Annotated in this window: 19 protein-coding genes and 1 tRNA gene; 5 read left to right on the top strand and 15 right to left on the bottom strand. The window is 63.9% G+C overall.

Features of this window, described 5'->3' with window-relative positions; translation table 11 throughout:
- Window positions 1–66 precede the first annotated feature (66 nt).
- From Q7T26_11095 to Q7T26_11035, 13 genes are all read right to left on the bottom strand, one after another.
- Window positions 67–1,320, bottom strand: a complete 1,254-nt coding sequence (locus tag Q7T26_11095; GenBank protein MDO8532686.1) for a glycosyltransferase — start codon at window positions 1,318–1,320, stop codon at window positions 67–69.
- Window positions 1,321–1,334: 14 nt separating this feature from the next.
- Window positions 1,335–2,309, bottom strand: coding sequence for a GNAT family N-acetyltransferase (locus tag Q7T26_11090; GenBank protein ID MDO8532685.1), 975 nt, complete (start codon window positions 2,307–2,309; stop codon window positions 1,335–1,337).
- Between the two features lie 14 nt (window positions 2,310–2,323).
- Window positions 2,324–2,887: a GTP cyclohydrolase I FolE gene (folE, locus tag Q7T26_11085; GenBank protein MDO8532684.1), complete on the bottom strand. Its 564-nt coding sequence runs from the start codon at window positions 2,885–2,887 to the stop codon at window positions 2,324–2,326.
- A 12-nt stretch (window positions 2,888–2,899) separates the two neighbouring features.
- Window positions 2,900–3,991 (bottom strand): threonine synthase, encoded by a 1,092-nt coding sequence (thrC, locus tag Q7T26_11080; protein ID MDO8532683.1) that lies wholly within the window; start codon window positions 3,989–3,991, stop codon window positions 2,900–2,902.
- Window positions 3,992–4,050: 59 nt separating this feature from the next.
- Window positions 4,051–5,346: a homoserine dehydrogenase gene (locus tag Q7T26_11075; GenBank protein ID MDO8532682.1), complete on the bottom strand. Its 1,296-nt coding sequence runs from the start codon at window positions 5,344–5,346 to the stop codon at window positions 4,051–4,053.
- Window positions 5,343–6,698 carry a peptidylprolyl isomerase gene (locus Q7T26_11070; protein ID MDO8532681.1) on the bottom strand — a complete coding sequence of 452 codons (1,356 nt, stop codon included), beginning with the start codon at window positions 6,696–6,698 and terminating at the stop codon, window positions 5,343–5,345. The genes Q7T26_11075 and Q7T26_11070 overlap by 4 nt, the downstream gene beginning before the upstream one ends.
- A 45-nt stretch (window positions 6,699–6,743) precedes the next feature.
- Window positions 6,744–7,211, bottom strand: a complete 468-nt coding sequence (rpsR, locus tag Q7T26_11065; protein MDO8532680.1) for a 30S ribosomal protein S18 — start codon at window positions 7,209–7,211, stop codon at window positions 6,744–6,746.
- Window positions 7,212–7,247: 36 nt separating this feature from the next.
- Complete coding sequence (gene ssb, locus Q7T26_11060; GenBank protein MDO8532679.1) at window positions 7,248–7,667, bottom strand: single-stranded DNA-binding protein; 420 nt, start codon at window positions 7,665–7,667, stop codon at window positions 7,248–7,250.
- Between the two features lie 56 nt (window positions 7,668–7,723).
- Window positions 7,724–8,011, bottom strand: coding sequence for a 30S ribosomal protein S6 (gene rpsF, locus Q7T26_11055; protein MDO8532678.1), 288 nt, complete (start codon window positions 8,009–8,011; stop codon window positions 7,724–7,726).
- An 89-nt stretch (window positions 8,012–8,100) separates the two neighbouring features.
- The gene (gene glyA, locus Q7T26_11050; GenBank protein ID MDO8532677.1) at window positions 8,101–9,363 is read right to left on the bottom strand and encodes a serine hydroxymethyltransferase; all 1,263 of its coding nucleotides are present in this window, start codon (window positions 9,361–9,363) and stop codon (window positions 8,101–8,103) included.
- Window positions 9,364–9,662: 299 nt separating this feature from the next.
- A complete protein-coding gene (locus Q7T26_11045) occupies window positions 9,663–10,469 on the bottom strand; it encodes an alpha/beta hydrolase (protein MDO8532676.1) in 807 nt (268 codons plus the stop codon).
- A 73-nt stretch (window positions 10,470–10,542) separates the two neighbouring features.
- On the bottom strand, window positions 10,543–11,574 hold the full coding sequence (locus tag Q7T26_11040; protein ID MDO8532675.1) for a hypothetical protein: 1,032 nt from the start codon (window positions 11,572–11,574) through the stop codon (window positions 10,543–10,545).
- Between the two features lie 128 nt (window positions 11,575–11,702).
- A complete protein-coding gene (locus Q7T26_11035) occupies window positions 11,703–13,382 on the bottom strand; it encodes an ABC transporter substrate-binding protein (protein ID MDO8532674.1) in 1,680 nt (559 codons plus the stop codon).
- Between the two features lie 251 nt (window positions 13,383–13,633).
- Between Q7T26_11035 and Q7T26_11030 the strand changes: the two genes are divergently transcribed.
- The 4 genes from Q7T26_11030 (at window position 13,634) to Q7T26_11015 (ending at window position 19,449) form a co-directional block, all read left to right on the top strand.
- Window positions 13,634–14,584: a DUF72 domain-containing protein gene (locus Q7T26_11030; protein ID MDO8532673.1), complete on the top strand. Its 951-nt coding sequence runs from the start codon at window positions 13,634–13,636 to the stop codon at window positions 14,582–14,584.
- Window positions 14,585–14,722: 138 nt separating this feature from the next.
- A complete protein-coding gene (gene gyrA, locus Q7T26_11025; GenBank protein MDO8532672.1) occupies window positions 14,723–17,869 on the top strand; it encodes a DNA gyrase subunit A in 3,147 nt (1,048 codons plus the stop codon).
- Window positions 17,870–18,068: 199 nt separating this feature from the next.
- Window positions 18,069–18,145, top strand: a tRNA-Asp gene (locus Q7T26_11020).
- A gap of 272 nt (window positions 18,146–18,417) precedes the next feature.
- Window positions 18,418–19,449 (top strand): SBBP repeat-containing protein, encoded by a 1,032-nt coding sequence (locus Q7T26_11015; GenBank protein MDO8532671.1) that lies wholly within the window; start codon window positions 18,418–18,420, stop codon window positions 19,447–19,449.
- A gap of 81 nt (window positions 19,450–19,530) precedes the next feature.
- Here Q7T26_11015 and Q7T26_11010 read toward each other — a convergent pair whose 3' ends face one another.
- Window positions 19,531–20,187, bottom strand: coding sequence for an antibiotic biosynthesis monooxygenase (locus Q7T26_11010; protein ID MDO8532670.1), 657 nt, complete (start codon window positions 20,185–20,187; stop codon window positions 19,531–19,533).
- Between the two features lie 173 nt (window positions 20,188–20,360).
- Here Q7T26_11010 and Q7T26_11005 point away from each other — a divergent pair, with 173 nt between their 5' ends.
- Window positions 20,361–21,971, top strand: coding sequence for a carboxyl transferase domain-containing protein (locus tag Q7T26_11005; GenBank protein ID MDO8532669.1), 1,611 nt, complete (start codon window positions 20,361–20,363; stop codon window positions 21,969–21,971).
- Window positions 21,972–22,030: 59 nt separating this feature from the next.
- Here the strand turns inward: Q7T26_11005 and Q7T26_11000 are convergent.
- Window positions 22,031–22,916 (bottom strand): hypothetical protein (locus Q7T26_11000; GenBank protein ID MDO8532668.1); only part of this gene is annotated, 886 nt, incomplete at its 5' end.

The raw sequence follows: 22,916 nt of genomic DNA, 5'->3' as shown, positions 1-22,916 counted from the left end.
TCCCCCATTTATCGAATTGTATCTACTGTGCGACACCGCGTCAGCAGTGTCAAGAGCGGCGAATTGCTAGCGATGCCCCCGGCAGACGACGGCCCCCGCGGGCGAGCTGTCGGACGGCGGAACGCCGGCCATGACGTCGCGGTACACGTCGCCGAAGCGCTCCGCCATCGCTCCCCACGTCAGCGGCGCGACGGCCTTCCGCGCGGCGTCGCCCATACGCGCGCGGAGCGGCGCGTCCGCCAGCAGCGTGCGGATGCGGTCGGCGTAAAGCTCCGCGCGGCGGTCGGGAATAAGGTAGCCGGTGACGCCATCCTGGACAGTGTAGGCTAGTCCGCCCGCGCGCGCCGCCACCACGGGCGTGCCGCAGGCCTGGGACTCCACGGCCACCAGCCCGAAGCTCTCGTAGTAGGACGGCACGACGCACACGTCGGCGGCGCTGTAGTAGGCGGGCAGCGCCTCCTGCTTGACCGACCCCTCGAAGCGCACCATGCGCGCAATGCCCAGTCGGCGCGCCTCCGCCTCGAGCCGCGCGCGCTCGCGGTCCTCCGATGGGTTGCCGCCCACTACGAGCAGCCGCAGGCCCGGCACGTCCTGAAGCAGCGCCGCGGCCTGCAAAAGGACGTCAATGCCCTTCAGCTTCTCCAGGCGACCCACGTAGAGCACCACTGGCCCGTTCGGCGTCAGGCCCAGGCGTCGCCGGGCCTCAGCCCTGTCCACGGGCTGAAAGAGGTCAGCGTCCACTCCGGCGGGAATGACGCTGATACGCTGAGAGTCCGCACCGTAGAGCCGGACCATCTCATCGCGCTCGTGCGGGTTGAGGGCGATGGAGGCGTCCGCCCGCAGAAGGACGCGCTGCTCGGTCTGAATGCGCCGCTCCGGCTCGCGCTCGCCCGGGCGGACCAGCCGCTTGATGGCGCCGAGGGTGTGAAAGTTGGCGACCCACGGCATGGGGTGATGGCCGCGCAGGAGCAGGCCCACCCAGCCGGAGAGCCAGTAGTGGGTATGCAGCACGTCGTAGGAAAGGCCGTTCTCCCGCCAGTAGCCGCACAGGTTCGCCACGAACTCCGGCAGGTGGCGGTAGAGGTTCTCCTTCGGCTCGCCGTAGGCGCCCGCGCGCAGGTGGATGACGCGCGCGTTCGGGCCCAGCTCGAAGATGACGGGGTCGCGCAGGTCGTGGACGCGGGTGTACACGTCCACGGCGATTCCGCGCTTGCCAAGCTCACGGGCGAGATGCAGGACGTACACGTTCATCCCGCCCGTGTCCTTTTCGCCCAGACGGGCGTAGGGGCACCCGTGTACGCTGATAGCCGCGATGCGCATATCCTCCCCCATCGCTAGCCTCGGCTTACGGCCAGAGTGTAGATTGGGTTGTCCCTGCCGCCCAGGTCGTACTTGTACGGCTCGGCGCCGCGCAGGAAGTCGAACCGCTTCCGGCCCTTCTCGATGGCGTCCTTCACGCACAGCGCCTTAACCAACAGGCCCACGCTGAGGTGGGCCTGAGCAGGGTCGTAGCCGCTATTGTACAACTTATAGCAATCGCCGTAATCAAAGCAAAGGGCCGTGGATACGCGCTGCCCATCCAGGGTCATGAAAAACAGCCGCAAAAAGCCCGCGCCCCGCATGGCCGCCGCCATGACCTGGAAGAAGCGCCGCCGCTCCGGTGTCAGGAAGTCGGCCTTGTCCGTCCGGCTTACCTCCATCATTTGAAACAGGTCCTGTATGTCCCGCTCCAGGTCGCCGCCGTTGGCGGAGAGAGACACCTGACCCGCGGAGGTCAGCCTGCGTAGCTTGCGACGAAGCTCGTGGCGGTCCTTCTTGGACAGGGACTCCACGTAGGCCTCCCAGTCGGACGGAATATCCATGCGCGGGGCCACGTCCTCCGGGACGCGCTCGACCGGCCAGCCGCGCGCCGTGAAGGCCGACGTCAGTCCCTCCAGCGCGGGGGAGTCGGCGCGCAGGCCGTGCAGGCGCATGGCGCGCCAGGGCAGCGCGTCCACGTGCGCGGCCAGGGCGTTGTAAGCAGGCGCTTCATGCCCCCGTGCGACGACTACGTCCGAGTAGTCGCAGACGTTGGGGTCGCCCCAGAAGATGAGCGTGTCGCCGCGCAGGGCCAGCGGCGCGACCGCCACCAGCTCGCTATCGCAGCGGACCGCGAGGAGGTGCAGCGCGTCGCCCCGGTTCAGCTCATCGCGGCAGACGCGCAGCCATTCCGGGGTGCAGAAGACGCAATCAGCGGGGGACCTGGCCAGAAGCTGGTGCCAATGCTCCTGAATAGTATCAAGTTCGGCTTGCTGGACGACGTACTCCATTGCCGCGACGCGCCCTAGAGCCTGCCCTGAAGAAGGGAGAGGAATTCGGCCCGCGTGACCGCTCGGCGGCGGAACGCGCCGCGCGTGGCTGACGTCACGATGCTGCTCCCCGGCTTCTTGATGCCGCGCATGGTCATGCAGAGGTGCTCCGCATGGATGACCACCGCGACACCGTCGGGCTTGAGAGCTTTAAGGAGGGTTTCCGCCACCTGGGTGGTCAGGCGTTCCTGGAGCTGAGGGCGCCGGGCCAGGACCTCCAGCACGCGCGCCACCTTGCTGATGCCCACCACGCGGCCGCTGGGGATGTAGCCGATATGCGCCACGCCGTAGAAGGGCAGGAAGTGGTGCTCGCAGAGCGAGTAAAACGGGATGTCCTTGATGATGACCATCTCATGATGGCCCTCGTCGAATCCAACCTCCAGCTCGCCGCTGGGGTCCACGCCGACGCCGGAGAATATCTCGGCGTACATCTCGGCGATGCGGCGCGGCGTGTCGCGCAGGCCCTCCCGGCGCGGGTCTTCGCCGATGGCCTTTATAATCCGGCCCACGGCCTGTTCGATGTTCTTGAGGTCAGCCAACTGTCGGCCTTTCTACGTATGTTTGGCCCCGCCCACAGGAAGCTGTCCTTCCACCCAGCCCAGGAAGCGCTCCACCGAGTCCAGGTCAGCGGCCACACCATCCGCTGGCGGCGGCTCCGCGGCGCCGGTGGCCGTGTCCGGGTCCTTCAGGCCGCTGCCGGTGATGACGCACACGACCCGCTTGTTCTTTAGATTCAGGCCCTCGCGCGAAAGTTTCAGCAGGCCCGCCACGGACGCCGCCGAGGCCGGTTCGCCGAACACACCCTCGCTTCGGGCCAGCAGCTTGTACGCGGTGATAATCTCATCATCTGATACGCTGTCAATGCGCCCGCCGGACTCGTCCCGCGCCGCCAGAGCGCCGTGCCAGCTCGCTGGATTGCCGATGCGGATGGCCGAGGCCACGGTCTTGGGGCTCTTGATCGGCTCGCCGCGCACGATGGGGGCCGCGCCCTCCGCCTCGAAGCCCATCATGCCGGGCAGCCGGGAGCTCTTGCCCGCCTTGCGGTACTCCCGGAAGCCTTTCCAGTAGGCGGTGATGTTGCCCGCGTTGCCCACCGGGATGAACAGGTAGTGCGGGGCGTCGCCCAGGATGTCCACCACCTCGAACGCCGCGGTCTTCTGCCCCTCGATGCGGAAGGGATTGACCGAGTTGACGAGTGTGACGGGGTACTTCTGGGCCAAAGTCCGCACGATGCCCAGGGCGTCGTCGAAGGTGCCGTTGATGGGCACCAGTTTCGCGCCGTAGATGAGCGCCTGGGCCAGCTTGCCCAGGGCGATGTTGCCGCGCGGCACGACGACGACGGTGCGCAGCCCCATGCGCGCGCCGTAGGCCGCCGCGGAGGCGCTGGTGTTGCCCGTGGACGCGCACATGATGACCGTGGTGCCTGCCTCCACCGCCTTGGCCACCGCCACCACCATGCCCCGGTCCTTGAAAGAGCCGGTGGGATTGCATCCCTCCAGCTTGAAGTAAAGCTCGCAGCCCAGTTCTTTCTCAATGGTCTGGGAGCGCACCAGAGGAGTGTCCCCCTCACCCAGAGAGATGAGGGGTGTCTGGGGCGTTACGGGCAGGTAGTCCTTATAGCGCGTCAGAACGCCGGTACCCATACAACGCATTGTCCCATCAGGGCGAGGCGCCCGCCAGCCGGCGGGCGGCGCGCGTGCGCCTAGGCCTCAACCCGTACGAAATTACCGACCTGAGTCACCGCTGAGTGCCGCTCCAGCTCGCACAGGGCGCCCTGCATGTCGGCCTCCCGCGCCGTGTGGGTCATGATGACCAGCTCCGCCGACTGGTTGGACGGGTCGGCCTCCTTCTGAATGACGGAGGCGATGCTGATCTGCCTGTCGCCCAGCACCCGCGCTATTTGGGCCAGAATGCCCGGCCGGTCCGGAACCCATATCCGCAAGTAGTATCCGGTTTCAATGGCGTCAAAGGGCTTGATGCTCTTCCGCGCGTCCAGCCGCAGGCGGGCGTTCCGCCTGCCCTCCGTGATGTTGCGCGCCGCCTCCATCACGTTGGCCAGAATGGCGCTGGTGGTTGGCCTTGCGCCTGCGCCCTGGCCGTAGAACAGCAACCGGCCTACCAGGTCGCCGTCCACCTGCACAGCGTTGAAGACGCCGTCCACCTTGGCCAGAAGCCAGTGGTCGGGCACGAAGGCGGGATGGACCCGCGCATGGACCACGCCGTCCTCCTCCTTGGCGATGGCAAGCAGCTTGATGGTGTAGCCCAGCTCCCGCGCGTAGCGGAAGTCGCGGGGCGCCAGGCGGCCTATGCCCTCGTAGTGAACATCCGAGGCGTGGACCACGGCGCGGAAGGCAAGGGAGGCGAGGATGGCGATCTTGTAGGCCGCGTCGCGGCCGCTGATGTCGTTGTCCGGGTCCGGCTCCGCGTAGCCCAGGTCCTGGGCCTGGCGCAGGGCCGCGCCGAACTCCAGGCCCTCGACGGCCATCCGCGTCAGGATGTAATTGGTCGTGCCGTTGATGATGGCGTGGACAGCCGTGACGCGGTTGGCGATGAGGTCGCGTTGGAAGGGAGCGATGAGCGGGATGCCGCCGCCGACGCTCGCCTCAAACAGCAGGTCCACGCCGCGCTTGTCCGCCAGTGCGAGAAGCTCCGGCCCATGCTTGGCCATGACCTCCTTGTTGGCGGTGACCACGGCCTTGCCCTTTTGCAGCGCCTCGCGGATGTAGTCAACGGCGGGGTTCTCGCCGCCCATGACCTCAATGACAAGGCGCACGTCCGGGTCGTCCAAAATGGCGCGGGGGTCGGTGGTGAGTAGGGAGGCGGGGACTTCCGCGGAGCGCCGCTTGGCGGGGTCGCGCACCAGGACGTGGCGCAGGAGAGGAACGCAGCCAGCCTGGCGGGCGAAAAGATCGGCCTTCTGGCTGAGGACTTCGGCTACGCCGCCGCCGACAACACCCAGCCCAAGCAGGCCGACACCAAGCTCATCCTTCTTGCTCACTGAGACCCTTGCCCCTGGCGGGGCTGGGGTGGTGGACTGCTCCGCAACTCCTTGGTGATCTGGTCAACGGCCCAGGAGTACCGACGGTCGTTGAAGAAGCGCTCCACCTTGTTGTTCTTGCGCTCATCTTGGAGCCACTTTTCCAGCGCCTTGGTCTTCAGTACGTCTCGGCGCTTGTCGTCTATCCGCCGCGCCTCGGCCCGCTCCACGACCCGAATAAAATAGATGCCCTGCGCCGCGCCCATGGGATCGCTTATTTTACCGATGGGCAGGCCGAAGAGCGCCTCGTCAAAGAGACCGCCCTGATAGCCCTTCTCGACGAATCCCAGGTCGCCGTTCTTGGCCTTCAGGTCAGGGTCGGCATTGAACTCATTAAAAGCCACGGCGAAGTCTTCGCTGGCCTGCCGGTACTTGGACAGAGCATCCTGCGCCTTGTCCTTGTCCGCCACTTTCATGGCCAGGATATGGACGCGGTCGCCGGTGCGCTCTACAGTCTTGAGGATGTAGAAGCCGTCCTTGGCCTCTATGGGCGCGCTGATGTTGCCCGGCTGCAGTCCAAAAACGTCATCGTCCATCTCGGGAGTGACACCGACAGGCGTCCACCCGTAGTCGCCTTCGCTGTCCTGAAGGTCTGGGTCGGTGGAGAGCTGCTTGGAGATGAGCTTGAAGTCCGTTCCTTTTTGCAACTCGGTCTGGACCTGGCTGAGCCTCTCATTGGAGGTAAGAACCATATCCAAGCGAGCTTGACGCGTCACCGTGGGCAATTGCACGCCCAGCATGTCCCTGACCTTCTCGCGGAGCAGGTCCGCCCGGACGACGTCCCGGTACTCGGCGTCAGACAGCTTCAGCAGGCTCAGGCGCTGGGCGTAGCCCTCCTTGAACTCCCGTTCAAGCTCCACCGGGGAGGGCTGGGCCTTGGCGTCCTGGGGCAGCACCCGCTTGCGTAGCTCCTGGTCTATCTCCTGATCGGTGACCTGCAAGCCCACGCGCGGGGCTGCCTGCCGGAGAATCTCGTTGTCTTCCAGGATTTGCAGTACCTCAAACGGAACGATGCCCAGGTTGAGCTGCTGGCCGCTGATATCCGAGCCGGTCTTGAAAAGGCGAAGCGTGCGCACGTAATCGTTCATAGTGAACACCTTGTCGTTCACCTTGACGATCGTCTCGTTGAACGGGAAGACCACCGTCTCCAAATAGCCGTAGACGGGGATAGCCAAAATAAGCAGGATGGCCACCACACCGGCGATGACGGTGGTGCGCTGCAGCTTCTGCTGCTTACGCCAGCGGCCCGCCTGCCCGCGGCTGACAGGCGGCTGGGGGGACGGGCTGGCCTTTCCGGGCTTCTTAGTGCTCATATCGAGTCTGTACGCCTTGCTAGACGGAGCCTGGCAGGGGCGACTCTAGGCCGTGCCCGCTCCGCTCATACTGTGGATATGTTCCGGCGTGTAAGGCAAAAGGGCCAGATGCCTTGCCCTCTTGAGGGCGACGGCGAGAAGGCGCTGGTGCTTGGCGCAATTGCCTGTTTTCCGGCGCGGCTCAATCTTCCCCCGGTCCGAGATGAACCGGCGCAGCTTGCCCGCGTCCTTATAATCGATAGCTTTGATGTGGTCCACGCAAAAGGCGCAGACCTTCCTGCGGGCGAAGAAGCGCCGCCCGCCGCCGCCCCCCGGACGTCGCTCGCCGCCGGGGGCGGGCCTTCGACCGTAAGGCGGCCGGCTTCCCGCGGGACGCGGCCCAAAGCCACCTGGCCTGGGGGGGGCGCCTACGCCCGGGGCGGGCGCGGGACCGGGCGTCGCCGCCGGTTGCTGCTGCGCCGCCGGAGTCTGCTGGGGCGCCGGGGATTCAGGTTGAGTTGACGATGTGTTCAAGGCTATCTCCTTTGATGCGCCAGAGACAATATTGCACTAAAAGGGCAGGTCGTCCGGCTCCACGGTCTGACCTTCCGGATGTTCACCCTCGACGGCTTCTTCACCCGCACCCGTCGGGGCGGCCTGCGGGCGGTCCAGGAAAAGCACCTGGTTAGCGACTATCTCGATCCGGAAGCGGGGCTGGCCGTCGGAGCCTTCAAATGTCCGGCTCTGAAGCCGCCCTTCCACATACGCCCTCCGCCCCTTCGCCAGGAACTGATTGCACTGTTCGGCGAGCTGGTTCCACGTGACGATCGTGAACCACTCCGTTTCCTGCTTGCGCTCTCCGGCCGCGGTCGTGTACGTGCGGCTGGCCGCCAGGCGAAAGGTCGTCACGGGCTTGCCGTTCGGAGTGTACCGCATCTCCGGGTCCGTGCCCACGTTGCCGATGACCATGACCTTGTTCAATCCTGCCATGAGAGCGACTCCTTTACCGTCCGCACGTCCGCCTCACGCGGGAAGCGTCGCCCGGCCTACTGCTCCACCCGGACCAGCAGATGCCGCATGACCTCTTCATTGACACGGAGGTGGCCCTGGAGTTGGGTCGCCACTTTGGGCTCCATCTTCAGGTTGGCCTGAACGTAGAGGCCCTCTTTGAGGTGATTGATGGGGTACGCCAGCCTGCGGCGTCCCCACTGCTTGACCTCCGTGACCGTGCCGCCCTTGTCCGTGACCAGCTTGGTCACCTTCTCCACCGCCTCGGGCACCTGCTCATCAGGCACACCGGGATTGAGGATCATTACCAGCTCGTAATCCTGCACTGTATATCCTCCGTGGTCTCCAACCGTCCTAACGCTTTTTATGTCCATTGTCATGAGGGAATTATTATAGCATCCCGTCTCAGGGCAAGCTACCGCGCCTGCTGAAGGGCAGGCTCCAGGCCCGGCACGGGGAAGCGGCGGGTGATGCTCTCCGCCTCTTCCCGGACGGCGCGCCGCACCGCCTCGTCTTCCGGACTCTGTAGGACCCTTCCGATGAGCCGGGCTATCTGCTGCATCTCCGGCTCCTTCATCCCGCGGCTGGTCACCGAGGGCGTCCCAAGGCGTACGCCGGACGCCACCCGCGGCGGACGCGGATCAAAGGGTATGGCGTTCTTGTTGACGGTAATCCGGCAGGCGTCCAGCGCTTCCTCCGCCACCTTGCCCGTGACGCCCGTGCTGCCCAGGTCCACGAGGACCATGTGGCTGTCCGTTCCGCCGGACACGACGCGCAGTCCCAGGCGCCTCAGATCGGCCGCCAGCGCCCGCGCGTTGGCGACGACCTGCGTCTGGTACGCCTTGAATTCCGGCTTCAGCGCCTCGCCGAAGCAGACCGCCTTGGCGGCGATGACGTGCATGAGCGGCCCGCCCTGCACGCCGGGGAAGACGGCCTTGTCAATGCCCGGCCCGTAGGCCTTCTTGCACAACACAAAGCCGCCACGGGGGCCGCGCAACGTCTTGTGGGTGGTGGACGTGACGTAGTCCGACTGCGGGATGCAGGTGGGGTACACCCCCGCGGCGATGAGGCCCGCGTAGTGGGCGATATCCACCATCAGCTTTGCTCCCACCATGTCCGCGACGCGCCGAAGCCTGTCGAAATCAATGGCCCGGGGATAGGCGCTGGCGCCCGCCACAATCAGCTTGGGGCGATGCTCCTTCGCCAGGCGCTCCACCTCGTCGTAGTCTATAAGCTCGGTCTCCTTGTTGACCCCGTAGCCCACGAACTTGTACATCTGGCCGGAGAAGTTGACGGGGCTGCCGTGGGTCAGGTGGCCGCCGTGGGCCAGGCTCATCCCCAGCACGGTGTCTCCCGGCTGGAGGAAGGAGAAGTACACGGCCATGTTGGCCTGAGCGCCGCTGTGGGGCTGGACGTTGGCGTGCTCGGCGCCGTAAATCTGAAGCACGCGGTCAATGGCGAGCTGCTCCACCACGTCCACATACTGGCAGCCCCCGTAGTAGCGCCGTCCGGGATAGCCCTCGGCGTACTTGTTGGTCATCACCGAGCCGGTCGCTTCCAGCACGGCGCGGCTGGCGTAGTTCTCCGACGCTATGAGGACAATGTTCCGGCGCTGCCGCTCTTCTTCCTGGCGGATGGCTTCAGCCACCGCGGGATCAGCTTGCTCGAGCACACCCATGCATCGTCTCCTGGACGGGCGCGTATGGCCGTTCGTACACCATCTGACAATGAAACGGGAGCCGTGCACCGTCCGGTGAGGCTCCCGAATGGATCAGTCCAAGGGGCCCACAGCCCTGCTCCGGCAGAGCAACGGACAGTGTAGCGCAGAACGGCGGCGCCTGTCAACTGTAGCGAGAACGTCCGGTTGCAACGCGTCCTGGCAATAAGCAGACGTTGGGCGGTAGACCGCCACACATCGCGCTCACCCTACGTCGCTCGTGCGGCGCAGGGTGACTACGGGAGAATGTCCACTCGTCCCTACGTTGCTGCTACACGCGCGGCGAACGCCAGAAAGCGCTCCGCGCACCTTTCCGGAATCGTGTGCTGGACAAATCCGCGGACATCCGGAAACACCTCCAGCGTCGCACCCGGAATGAGGTCTCGCAGACGCTCGTAAATATCAGAGCTACGATTGGCGAATTTCCCGGCGCTCATAAGGAGCGTCGGCACCCGAATCTGTGCGAACCGTGCGCTCAGGTCAAGCCCGGCGGCGTTCTCAAGGATGCTGGCCACCACCAGTGGCGGCGCGGCCATCATCTGCTCCGCATACCAGGAGATGAAATCCGGCTTGGCGAATTCCGGGTCCAGTCGGCCCGCCATATTCTCTGAAACCCACGCGCGTATTCCCTCCCGTCGGATGAGCGCGGCGCCGTTTGAATAATAGGTGTCGTCGAAGCGGTAGGGAGGACCGCAGGCGCTGACGCTCAACAGGCGTCCGCCGTGCCGGAGCGCGAAATCCAGAGATATGGTCCCGCCCACTGACTCGCCGATCAGGTGCACTTTATCCAGCTTCAACGCGTCCAGGAACTCCAACAGGTCCTGGCAGTAGTGCTCCAGGGTAAGTCTGCTGCCGTCCGCGGGCACGCTCGACTGCCCGAACCCGCGCGCGTCAAACGCGAAGACGCGGTACGTCCGCGCCAGTACGGGAATCCATCTGTACCACATGCGCAGGTTCTTGGCGTTGCCGTGATGAAGAACGACAGCGGGAGTGACCCGCCAGGGGTCAGTGAAATCGCACTCCTGGTAGAAGAGCCTGGCGCCATCGCTAAGCTGGACGTACGGCATGCGTTGAGTCCTTTCTTGTATGTGTGACAGCCTTGTCCCAAACGGTAAGGTTTGCCTTCCGCGCCAGGAGCAACTACATGTCTATGCGTTTGGTGATGGATCGGGAATCTCCGAACGTAGGTATGTATGCCACGTGGTTAGGCTCACTGCCTCCCGCGACCAGCAAGATGATATCGTCAGGAATCAGGCAGGGCTTAATCACTCCATCAATCATAGTGCTTTGCTCAAGGCGGATGGTTTCAGGTATCTGAGACGGGCGTCTTCCAGCATGTTGGTAAAGAAACGCCTTGACCTCGGCCTTGCTCATGCCGGCCGACTTCGCCATTTGAGCGAGATAAGTGGGGACCACGATGGTCGGGTTGCCTTTGCCGATCTTCATATCATTCGTGGCGGGGAAGCTCAGCGCCTCCGCAATGATGAGCAGCTTGTTCTCCAGTGTCAGGAAGTTGGCTATCCCACAGTTGGTTGTTCCTGTCGCGCCCAAGACGGTCACGGTGCTGTCCGTGTCACTGAAGCCCCTTTCCACGTGAAAAGGTTCCCAGGGGCTTTCCTCCTCGTTCTCGCCGAAACAGAAAGTGTACTTGCCCGGGAAACCGTGGCTTGCCATATCTATCGTCGGAGGCCGTCCGCCGCCAATATTGGTCATGACCAACCGCACTGCGCGCCCCAGCACCGCGTTCGAACGCCTGCCAGGCCCCATGCAGTTTCTGCCACAATTAACGTTCAGCGCCGTACGGACCGGGCCATTGAGAATGAGGGCCACGCCCGCCGGGTTAGTCGTTGTCTGAATGCCCCCCAAATTGAAATCCGGCTCCGCCATGGCTGCCACCGCGGCGATCAGGACGGGAAGGTGCTCCGGCCCGCAACCGGCCATCACTGCGTTGATCGCAATCTTTTCAACTGTCGCCGCGCCGGGCGCTGGCTCCACGCTGGCAATTATCTCGTCGGGTCGGCGCGCTGTTCCAGCCACCATCCGTGCGACCCTGTCCTCCGTGGGAGGGATGATCGGCAGGCCGTCCGTCCAGCCTGCCTCATAGCAGTACCCGATTGCATCCTCAAGATCACCCTGTATGTTCAATGCCCGGGAGGTCAAGGGAGTAGGCATGAAGGCACCTTTCTGGAGACAACGTTGAACAGATGCGGACCCACTAGCGATGTGTCAGCTCTGGCAGACACCGGCGCGCTCCGCGCACATATTGATCAGAGCGAGAGCGCGCCAGATCGCGGAACGGTTTATTGGGCCAAGTAGGTTTCCTGGTGGCGATTGTTCGAAAAGTCGTTTACCCCGCGGACGAATCCGCGCACCTCAGGCGCCACGGCTATGAAAGTGGATGGCCAGACCAGAGGCACCGCAGGCACCAACTCCGTCAACACGTAGCGTTCCAGATCAGCGATGACGGCCTTGCGTGCGGATTCGTCCAAGGTCTTAAGTTGTTTGTTCCAAAGGTCGTTAAGCTTCTGGTCGCTGTCATTCCCCGAGAAATTCAGGTTCCCTTTGGGCGCGAAGAACCGCCCCATGACAAAAGGGTCGGCGATGATCGTATTTGGCGTGTAGACCATCGCCTCATGCTGAGCTTTTCCTCCGTTATCCCAAAACAGCGCGTCCTCCAGCACGTCCACCGTAGCGTCGATACCAATCCGGGATAGCTGGTCCGTCATGAAGGTAGCCGCATTCTTCGTCAACTGGTTAGTGCGAGAGAGTATTCGCACCTTGAAGCCATTCGGATATCCAGCGTCGGCGAGAAGCTTGCGGGCTCTAGCAGTGTCCTCGTCCTTAGGCTGACGATAGCCAGGCATGTTTTGAAGCTCACCAGATGGTATGCCCCATCCGTCGAAGGGGAAAAAGTTGCCGGGGCGGCCCTCTCCTTCCGCGATGATTTTGATGGCAGCCTGTCTGTCCACGGCGAGGTTAATGGCCTGGCGAACTCGCGCATCCTGAAAAGGCGGTTTTCGCAAGTTCATGAAAAACCAGGGCCCCGGAATGGACACCGACGGCAGGAAACGCGCGTTAGGTATGTCCTTCTTAAGCGTGGCAACTTGCGACGGGTTGAGAGCGGCGAAGACCCGTCCACTGAGCTTAGCTTGCCCCGTCCTCAGCGCCGCCAGGCGAGTTGCGTTGTCAGATATGACCAGAAATGTTACGCCGTCAAGGTATGGCTTGCCCTTCAGCCAATAATCAGGGTTTTTCACGTACTCCAGGCTGACGCCCGGTGTGTAGGACTTAAGCTTGAACGGTCCAGTCCCCATGACTGTAGTCTTCATGTTGCCGCTTTTCTCGACCTGGGCCTTGGAATACATGGGCATGAAGTCCGTAACAAGTGTGGATGGCAGCGGCGGGAACGGCTCCTTCATGACCAGCCGCACAGAGTCGTCGCTCACGCTCTCAATCCGGTCCACGCTGGTCATCAAGAACGTCACGGTGCTGGACGTGCCCGTCGGTGGACTCTTCATACGATTCAAGTTGAAAACGACATCGTCAGCGGTCAGGGGTGTGCCGTCATGAAACTTGATGCCTTTACGCAGCTTGAAAGTGTAGCTCAGCCCATCGCTGGACATACTCCACTGCTCCGCCAACTCAGGCACGATCTTCGATCCAGTCGTGGAATCGTAATACAAGAGATTATTATAAGCTGGCGCCACTACCAGACTCGTGTTGGCCGATGGCTCTTGCTGCGCATCCAGGGTCGCCGGATTGGCGACGGTTGTGATAGTCAGGAGTCCACCGTAGCGTGGCTGCTCGACCGTGGGCGAAGGCTGGACCGTCGGCAGGCTCGGCGCTGCCGATGCGGCGGGGGCAGGAGGAGCAGGCGCTTGCGCCGGAGCACACGCCGCGAGCATCAGGCTCGTGCACAGTGCTATGCCTAGGACTCTGGAGTGGCCTTTGACCCGTGGAAACACAGAGTACGTGCGCATTTTGAACCCTCCCACTGCGCGTCTGACCAAACAGCCGCGCTTAGAACAAACACCGTTCTACAACCGTCTAGATCCGTGTCATAATAGCACAAGACGATTGTGTTCCGTCAAGTGGTAGAAGGGCCGTTACGAGCCAGGCTTCCCCGACGCTATCCGGTGCGGGTCCCGGTCCGTCGCCGGCGGGACAGGTCTGGCGCGCGATTGTATGATGAGACCGCCCCTGCATCATGCAGCGCTATTAGGAAGTTTGCATGGGACGTATCCTCATCGGCCTCTGCTCCTGGACGGACAGGACGCTCATCGAATCGGGCCGCTTCTACCCGCAAACGAAGATGTCGGCGGAGGCGCGTCTGCGCTGGTACGCCGGCGTCTTCCCGCACGTGGAGGCGGACTCGTCGTACTACGCCCTGCCGTCCGTCGGCGCCGCGCAGCTCTGGGTCGAGAGGACGCCACCGGAATTCCTCTTTCACGTCAAGGCGTTCCGCGCGTTCACCGGCCACTGGCTGGAGCACGCCGCGCTACCGCGCGACCTGTTGACACACATGCCGCCCACCGACAAGGCGCGCATCTACTACCGCGACCTTCCCCGCGACGTCGCTGACGAGCTCTGGCGGCGGTTCAGCGCCGCGCTCCGGCCCCTGCACGATACGGGCAAGCTGGGCCTTGTGCTGTTCCAGTTCCCCAACTGGGTGACTCCTGGGGAGAGGAGCCGCGAGCACATCCTGCTGTGCAAAGCCCACCTGCCGGACTACCGGCTGGCCGTGGAGTTCCGCAACGACGCCTGGTTCTCACCCTCCGAGAAAGAAGCCACCCTCGCCTTCCTGCGCCAGCACGCGCTGACGCACGTCGTGGCCGACGAGCCGCAGGTCAAGGGTGAGTCGGTCCCGCTCGTGCCGGAGGTGACCACGGACGTGGCGTACATCCGGTTCCACGGGCGCAACAAGGAGACGTGGAGCGGGTCAAAGGAGGCGTCCTGGGAGCGCTTCAACTACTGGTACTCGCCGGATGACATGGACGAGCTGGCGCCCGTGGTGCGCGCCCTGGCCGAGCGCTCCAGCGCGACGTACGCCCTGTTCAACAACAACTACCGTGACCAGGGCGTGCAGGGCGCCATGCTGCTGGCGCGAAAGCTCGGCATCCAGTTGCCGCTCCCGCAGGTGGACGCGCTGCTCCCTCCTGAAGACACCGCCTCTCCGGAATAGCCAGGCAGCCTGACACACCCGTCCCAAGGCGTTCTTCGGACGGCGTTCAAAACACTTGTGAAAACCGTCGCTATCCGGTACAATAGGCTGCAATAATCGCTTGACCATGTGTTTTTGATCGGCGCAGGAGGAGGCGTCATGACCACCGCACCCTCAAACATACGGCCCGTGCGCATTGAAGAGGAGATGCGCAGCGCCTACCTGGACTACGCCATGAGCGTCATCGTGTCGCGGGCCCTGCCCGATGTCCGCGACGGCCTCAAGCCCGTCCAGCGCCGCATCCTCTTCGCCATGCACGAGCTGGGGCTGCGCCCCAACTCCACTTACAAGAAATGCGCGCGTATCGTGGGCGAGGTGCTCGGCAAGTACCATCCCCACGGCGACGCCCCGGTTTACGACGCTCTGGTCCGCCTGGCCCAGGACTTCACCATGCGCTACCCGCTGGTGGACGGCCAGGGCAACTTTGGCAGCATTGACAACGACCCGCCGGCGGCCATGCGTTACACCGAGGCCCGGATGGGGCGCATCGCCGATGAGATGCTCGTTGACATCGAAAAGGAGACGGTCAACTTCTCCACCAACTTCGACGATTCGCTGGAGGAGCCGCTTGTCCTGCCCGCCCGCCTGCCGAACCTGCTGGTGAACGGCGCCGCGGGCATAGCCGTCGGCATGGCCACCAGCATCCCGCCGCACAACCTGAGCGAGGTCTGCGACGGCATCCTCCACCTGATTGACAACCCGGACGCGCCGGTGGACGAACTGGTCCAGTTCATCAAAGGGCCGGACTTCCCCACGGGCGCCATCATCATGGGCCGCTCCGGCATCCAGAACGCCTACGCCACCGGTCATGGCCGCGTCCTCGTCCGCGCCCGCGCCGATATCGTGGAGGAGCAGCGGAACCGCAAGTCCATCATCATCACCGAAATCCCGTACCAGATCAACAAAGCGTCCCTTGTGGAGAAGATCGCCGAGCTGGTCAAGGACAAGAAGGTTGATGGCATCAGCGAGGTGCGGGACGAGTCCGACCGCGAGGGCATGCGCGTCGTGGTGGAGCTGAAGCGGGAGGCGCAGCCGGAGCAGGTGCTGAACAACCTGTACAAGCATACAGCCATGCAGTCCACCTTCTTCATCAACATGCTCGCGCTGGTGGACGGTGCGCCCCGCGTCCTTAACCTGCGCCAGCTCCTGCACCACTACATCGAGTTCCGGCAGGTCGTTGTACGCCGCCGGTCCGAGTTCGAACTGCGCAAGGCCCGTGAGCGCGACCACATCCTGCTAGGACTGCTGCTGGCCCTCGACCAGCTTGACGCGGTCATCAAGACCATCCGCGAGTCGCCGGACGTCGAGACCGCCCGCGCCAACCTCATCCAGCGGTTCGGCCTGGACCAGGTGCAGGCGCAGGCCATCCTGGACATGCAGCTCCGCAGGCTTGCGGCCCTGGAGCGGAAGAAGATCCAGGACGAGCACGCCGAGCTTGTCAAGACCATCGCCGCCCTTGAAACGCTGCTGGCCGACCCCAGGAAAATCCTGGCAGAGGCACGGGCAGAGGTGGTGGAGCTCAAGAAGGAGTATGGCGACGAGCGCCGCACCGAGATCACCGAGGACGAGGTCAAAGAGTTCCGCTTTGAAGACCTCATCCCGCACCAGGACGTGGTCATCACCCTGAGCAACCGCGGCTACATCAAGCGTCTGCCCGTGACCACGTTCCGCCTGCAGCACCGGGGCGGCCGGGGCATCATCGGGACCGTGGCGCGGGAGCAGGACGTCATCCAGCACCTGGAGGTGGCGGATACGCATGACATCGTACTGTTCTTCACCAACAGGGGACGCGTCTTCAAACTGAAGTGCTTTGACCTGCCGCACGAGCAGTCGCGCACGGCCAAGGGCCTGCCGCTGGTCAACTTCATCAAGCTGGAAGAGAACGAGCGCGTGACGGCCATCATCGCCGTGCCGCCGGACGAGATGAAGGGTCCCGCGGGCGAGACGGCAACGACCGAAGTGACGTCAGCGGAAGCGCCGCTGACCGAGGGCGCGGCGCCCGTGCTCCCCGCGCCTGCGCTCCCCGCGACGGCGGGCGCCGTCGCGGAGGCGGAGGCCGAAGTGGAAGAGGTGGAGACATCAACCATCGGCCGCTCCATCATCTTCTGCACGCGCAAGGGCGAGATCAAGAGGTCGTCGCTGTCCCGCTTCCACAACATTCGGGGCAGCGGTCTCATCGCCATGAACCTGGAAAAGGGCGACGAACTCGTCTCGGTGAAGCTGGGCAGGCCCGCCGACGAGGTCATCATCACGACGGAGCGCGGCCAGTCCATCCGCTTCTCCACGAATGACGTGCGCTCGCGCAGCCGAACAGCTGGCGGCGTCCGGGGCATCCGCCTGGACCCGAACGACACCGTCATGTCCATGGACATCATCCAGCCGGACTCCTACCTGCTGACTCTCTCCTACAAGGGGTTCGGCAAGCTGACGGACCTGAACCGCTACAAGACGCAGCACCGCGGCGGCAAAGGCATCCTGACCTTCAAGGTCACGGACAAGACCGGCAAGGTCGCCGCCAGCCTCGTAGTGGAGCGCGAGCATGACATCATGCTCATCTCCGAAAAGGGCATCGTCATCCGGACGACGCTCGACGAGATCCGCATCACGGGTCGCAACGCCCAGGGCGTGACCGTCATGAAGCTGGAGCCGGGCGACCAGGTGGCCTCCGTGGCGTACCTCAATCCACGCGGCGGCAACGGCGACGACACGCCGGGCGGCAAGGGCGGCCATGCCCGGGACAGCGCCGTCGAGGCCGACGAAGAACCTGAGCCGGACCAGGAGGAGGAAACCACCTCCCGCCCGGACAAACCGGAGGGCAGGGGCCGCGCCGCGAAGAGCGGACGGCCCCGCGCGACGGCGAAGGCCGCTCCCAAGGGTCAGGCCGGGCGAGACAAGGGCAAGACAGGCGCTCCGCCAGCAGGCACGGGCAAGGCCCCGCGCCCAGCGGCGAAGGCCGCCGCAAAGGCACAATCAGGGCGAGGCACGGGCAAAGCAGGCGCTCCGGGAGCGGGCAAAGACAAGGCCCCCCGTGCCGCGCCCAAGGCCGCCCCGAAGGCACGATCCGGACGAGGCAAGGCAGGCGCGCCGCCAGCAGGCACGGGCAAAGCCCCGCGCCCAGCGGCGAAGGCCGCCCCGGTGGGCAAAACGCGTCAGGGCAAAGAGAAGGCGAGCGCGCCCGCGCGGCGCGGCGCCGGACGAACGCCACCAGACAAAACGACCACGAAAGCAACCAGGAAAAAGCAGTAACGCACCCACGTCCCTCTGGCAACGCCGCACCGCGCCACCCGCAAGCCTGACGCTTTTCCGCGGACACAGCGGCAACCGATCTCCTGTCGCTTGTCAGCGCCTCTATCCAATGATACGCTCCTTTCCTTGACATTCCACCATGCGCAGAGCTAGAATGCACAAGGGGCAGGACGTTCGTCCCGCCTCTTGTTGTGCGCGCGGCCCGGTGGTGTAGCGGCCTAACATACCTCCCTGTCACGGAGGAGATCGTGGGTTCGAATCCCATCCGGGTCGCCAACTTTTCTCAGGTCTCGATACTCGGATAGTTCCCGGCGCCTGCTGTCCCGCGGGGCCTCCTCCGCCCGGCCAGTATCGCGCGGCGGGAGTCCTTCCGCGCCTCGGAAGGAGCACAGATGCCCCGGCGGCGCAAACGGCTTGCCACTTGCCAAGACCATTCACGTGTGTTATACGGCGACTAGTACTTTTCTCTTACCCTCAGTTCTTCTCCATCTGTCTGGATATTGGCGCACTGGCCCGGCGGGACCTGTGGCGTGGGAAGGGGTGCGGCAATGCACGCGAACAGGAAGCTGGGTATCATCCTTGCGACGGTAACGGCCATCGCCGGCGTGCTGTTGTTTATCGCGTCCCCCGTGCTGGCTCAGGCGGTGACCTGGACTTCCCAGTTCGGCACCAACCAGTCTGACCTTGCTCAGGGGCTGGCGGTGGACGGGACAGGCAACGTCTTCGTGGTGGGTTTCACCGAGGGCACCTTCTTCGGCCAGACCTCCGCGGGCCAATTCGACGCCTTCGTGCGCAAGTACGACCCCGCCGGCGCTGCGGTCTGGACCCGCCAGCTCGGGTCCTCCGACGTCGACTTCGCCCAGGCCGTGACGGTTGATGCGGTCGGCGGCGTGTACGTTCTCGGCTACACGCTGGGCATCCTGCCGGGCCAGACCCGACAGGGCGATGCGGATGGTTTCATACGCGAGTACGACACCGATGGCTTCCTGGTCATGACCAGCCAATTCGGCATGGTGAGCGCGGACGGCGCCATTGGCGTGGCCGCGCCCGCCGGCGGGACCATCGCCTACGTAGCAGGCTACACCTCTGGTATTCTGCCGGGCCAGACCCCTGCGGGGTCCACAGACGCATTCGTCATGGGCATTAACGTCCCACTTCCTGACCTTACGCCGCCCGTCGTCAACGTGACGACCTCTCCCGCGCCCAATCCGGCGGGCTGGAATAACACCAACGTCACGGCGCCGTTCATCGTCATCGAGACCCTGTCTGGCCTCGCCGCCGGCGCGCCGACCAGCCCGCTCACCCTGAGCGCGGAAGGCGCCGCCGTCAACCAGACCGTGACGGCATCCGACATCGTGATCTACGTGGCAGGCGGGGACGACAAGGGCCGCCGCCATGACGACGATGACGTTAGCCCCACTGCGGTGCAGATAGGCGAGAAGAACACCGTGGTGGCGAATATCTACGCCCCGAACGGCACCATCCACCTGAGAGCCAGCACCCAGGCCACGGGCGCCTTCATCGGCAAGCGCGTCATCATCGGCGAGAAGGTGGAGCTGACGCTCAAGAGCGCCTTCTAGCCGGGCACGCGGCCTTAATCGAAAACGAGAGAGGGGGGCGCCGCAAGGCGGAGCGCCCCTCTTGCTTTGCCTGTGGCGGCGTTAGGTGGTCTTGACGATGAGGTACCGAGGCCGCGGATAGGGCGGCTCCAGTGTCTGCTCAAACCGGCCCTGCACCTGGCGCGAGACAGAGTTCTCATAGGCCATTCGATCCGCTAAACTCGCCCAGTACCCGATGGAATGCACCTCACGTGTCCCCTCGATGTTGTAGAGCACGTGCGCGCCGATGTTGCCCGGACGCTTCGTCAGAATGTCCGTGGCGCCCGACCACACCTTATCAAGTTCTTTGGCGTACTCGGCGCTCGTGGCGGCGCGGGCCTTGGCGCTCAGGATGGCGGCCACGTGGCCCACCTTGATGCCCTCCAGGGGCGCGCCCATGGCCCGGACGACCTCGTACTTGGGACGCGGCGGCGGCCCCACCAGCGTCGTCTCCATGTTGGCGCGGACGCCGCCCGCGGCGGCCTTCTCGTACGCCAGGCGCTCCGGCAGGCTGTTCCAGAACGCCAGCACGAGAATGTTCCGACTGTTGTCCAGGTTCCACAGGGCCTTCATGGCGAGGAAGCCCTTCTGATTGAATGTGACCTCCGTCATGGCGTCCCAGACCTTGTCCAGGTCGCGCACCCACGCCTCCTTGGTGGAGGCTTTGGCCTTGCCAACCAGGTACGCTATGATATTCCCCGGCTTGACCACATGAGTCACGATACGCGTCCTCCTTGCGTCAACGTCAACGGGGCATGCGCCCCGCCTGCGCCGGTATTGTAGCACCGCCGTCGCCGCGCGGCGAGCCTAGCGCAAACAGATTGACGCCGCTTGGGGAGAACGTGTAGCATGTGGGGCTGGAATAACGTTGCTGCGCGCCCCGAGAGGTGACGATGGAGCCCATCCGCAGCCTCGCACGGACCGACTCCCCGGAGTTCCGCGAGAACAAGGCCCACTACGAGCACCTGGTGAGCGATCTCAACACGCGGACGCAGGAGGCGCGCACCAGGCGGCCACAGAAGGCCATTGACCTCCACCGCCAGCGCAAGAAGCTCCTGCCCTCCGAGCGCGTGGAGCGCCTGATTGACCCCGAGACGCCTTTCCTGGAGCTGAGCCCCCTCGCGGCGTACGGCATGTACGATGGCGAGGTCCCGTCCGGCGGCGTCCTCACCGGAATCGGACTGGTCTCAGGCCACGAGTGCGTCATCGTCGCGAACGACGCGCTGGTCAAGGGCGGCACCTACCACCCCATCACCGTCAAGAAACACCTGCGCGCGCAGGAGATAGCGCAGGATAACCACCTGCCCGTCATCTATCTGGTGGACTCCGGCGGCGGCTTCCTGCCGCAGCAGGCGGACATCTTCCCGGACAGGACCCACTTCGGGCGCATTTTCTACAACCAGGCGCAAATGTCCGCGCTCGGCATCCCGCAGCTCGCCGCAGTCATGGGGAGCTGCACCGCGGGCGGCGCGTACGTGCCCGCGATGTGCGACCAGAACATCATCGTCAAGGGCACGGGCACCATCTTCCTGGGCGGCCCGCCGCTGGTCAAGGCGGCGACCGGCGAGGAGGTCACGCCCGAAGAGCTGGGCGGCGCCGACGTCCACGCGCGCATCTCCGGCGTCTCCGACTACCTTGCGGAGAACGACGATGACGCCCTGATGCGCCTGCGCTCGCTGGTGGAGAACCTGAACCGCCCGAAGCGCATCCCCATCGAGACGTACCCCGTCGAGGAGCCGCTGTACCCGGCGGAGGACATCTACGGCATCATCCCGAAGGACGTGCGCAGGTCGTACGACGCGCGTCAGGTCATCGCCCGGCTGGTGGACGGCAGTCGCTTCGACGAGTTCAAGGCGAACTACGGGCTGACGCTGGTGACGGGCTTCGCGCGGTGGATGGGCTTCCCCGTCGGCATCATCGCCAACAACGGCGTGCTGTTCGGGGACTCGGCGACGAAGGGCGCGCACTTCATCGAGCTGTGCAATCAGCGCCACATCCCGCTCATCTTCCTGCAGAACATCACCGGCTTCATGGTGGGCAAGGAGTATGAGCACGGAGGCATCGCCAAGGACGGCGCCAAGATGGTGCAGGCGGTCGCCACCGCGTCCGTGCCCAAGATCACCGTCATCATCGGCAACTCCTTCGGCGCGGGCAACTCCGCCATGTGCGGACGCGCGTACTCGCCGCGCTTTCTGTTCATGTGGCCCAACAGCCGCATCGGCATCATGGGCGGCAGGCAGGCGGCCTCCGTGCTGCTCACGGTGCAGCAGGAGCAGGCGGCGCGGCGCAAGAAGGTGCTGTCCCCGGAGGAGGAGCGCGCGATCACCGAGCCGGTGCAGAAGAAGTTCGAGGAAGAGACCTCCGCCTACTTCAGCACGGCGCATATCTGGGACGACGGCATCCTGGACCCGGCGCAGACCCGTCAGGTCATCGGCCAATGCCTCTCCGCGACGATGAACGCGCCCCTGCCCGACTACCCGCGCTACCCCGTCTTCAGGATGTAGCCTCTCGCGCTCAGGCGGGCCGCGGGAGTCCGCGGGGGTGTGGCATGAGGGCTAGACCATTAGGTCATCTTGGGCTTATTGAGTAAATCTGCGAATTTCTGCCCCATAGTCTTAAGGACTTCCACTAGTCTCACTATTTCGTCAGAACTAATTGCAATCTTCCGGCCTAGTATTGCAGCGTGGTCGTTTGTCAATTTGATATAAGCCTCGTCTACGACGCCCATTTTGTGCGCCAGTAGATGCCGTTTCTGGAAGCATTTGACTGCTAAAGTCCATTCATCTGGCGTCACCCAGGCAGCAATATCGTAGCCAAACAGACGTAGAAGATTCTGCCGCGCACTCGTAAGATTTTGAAAGGAAACGGCCTTGGGTCGAGTACCAAATTGCCGGAGTTCTCCCTCATTCAGGATTCTATAGCTTTCGCGCCCAAATCCATCGAAGGCCGACACCACCGTAGCAAGAGCGGCACTAATCAAATGCTGACTAAACTCCGGTGTGCACCCTTCTGTGTCCGCAAAGGCGATCTGCTTGCAGGCAAGCTCAAGATTCTTGTTGAGAATTTGCAAGGAATTATGACGTCTGCAATCAGGGCAAAGCGCGAAAACTCCGTAGATTGCATACCTTAATGTACATTGCTCACATACAACTTCGGTTTCTAGCTTTTTCTCTTCATATGGTTTGATTGGGTGCGGATGTCCTGTAACCGTTAGGCTAATCCCAAGACCAAAAAGTCCGGGGGATGTGAAGTTGAATTCATGCTTTTTCAATTCTGCAATAAACGACTTAGTCAATTGATTAGCCGCATAAGAGTTAGCGTATTCTATCTGATCTTGTGTCGCGAATTGGCTTTGATCCCCCGTATGGCCGCAGTATGGACAATGACATAGTGTCTGTCCCTTAACGTCAGTTCCAGGCGTGATTTTGAAGTAGCCTCTGCATGAGCTA

The organism is Dehalococcoidia bacterium (assembly GCA_030648205.1).
Lineage (GTDB): Bacteria > Chloroflexota > Dehalococcoidia > JAUSIH01 > JAUSIH01 > JAUSIH01.
The sequence above is the reverse complement of the archived record's forward strand: the minus strand, read 5'-3'. Positions and strand labels throughout refer to the sequence as shown.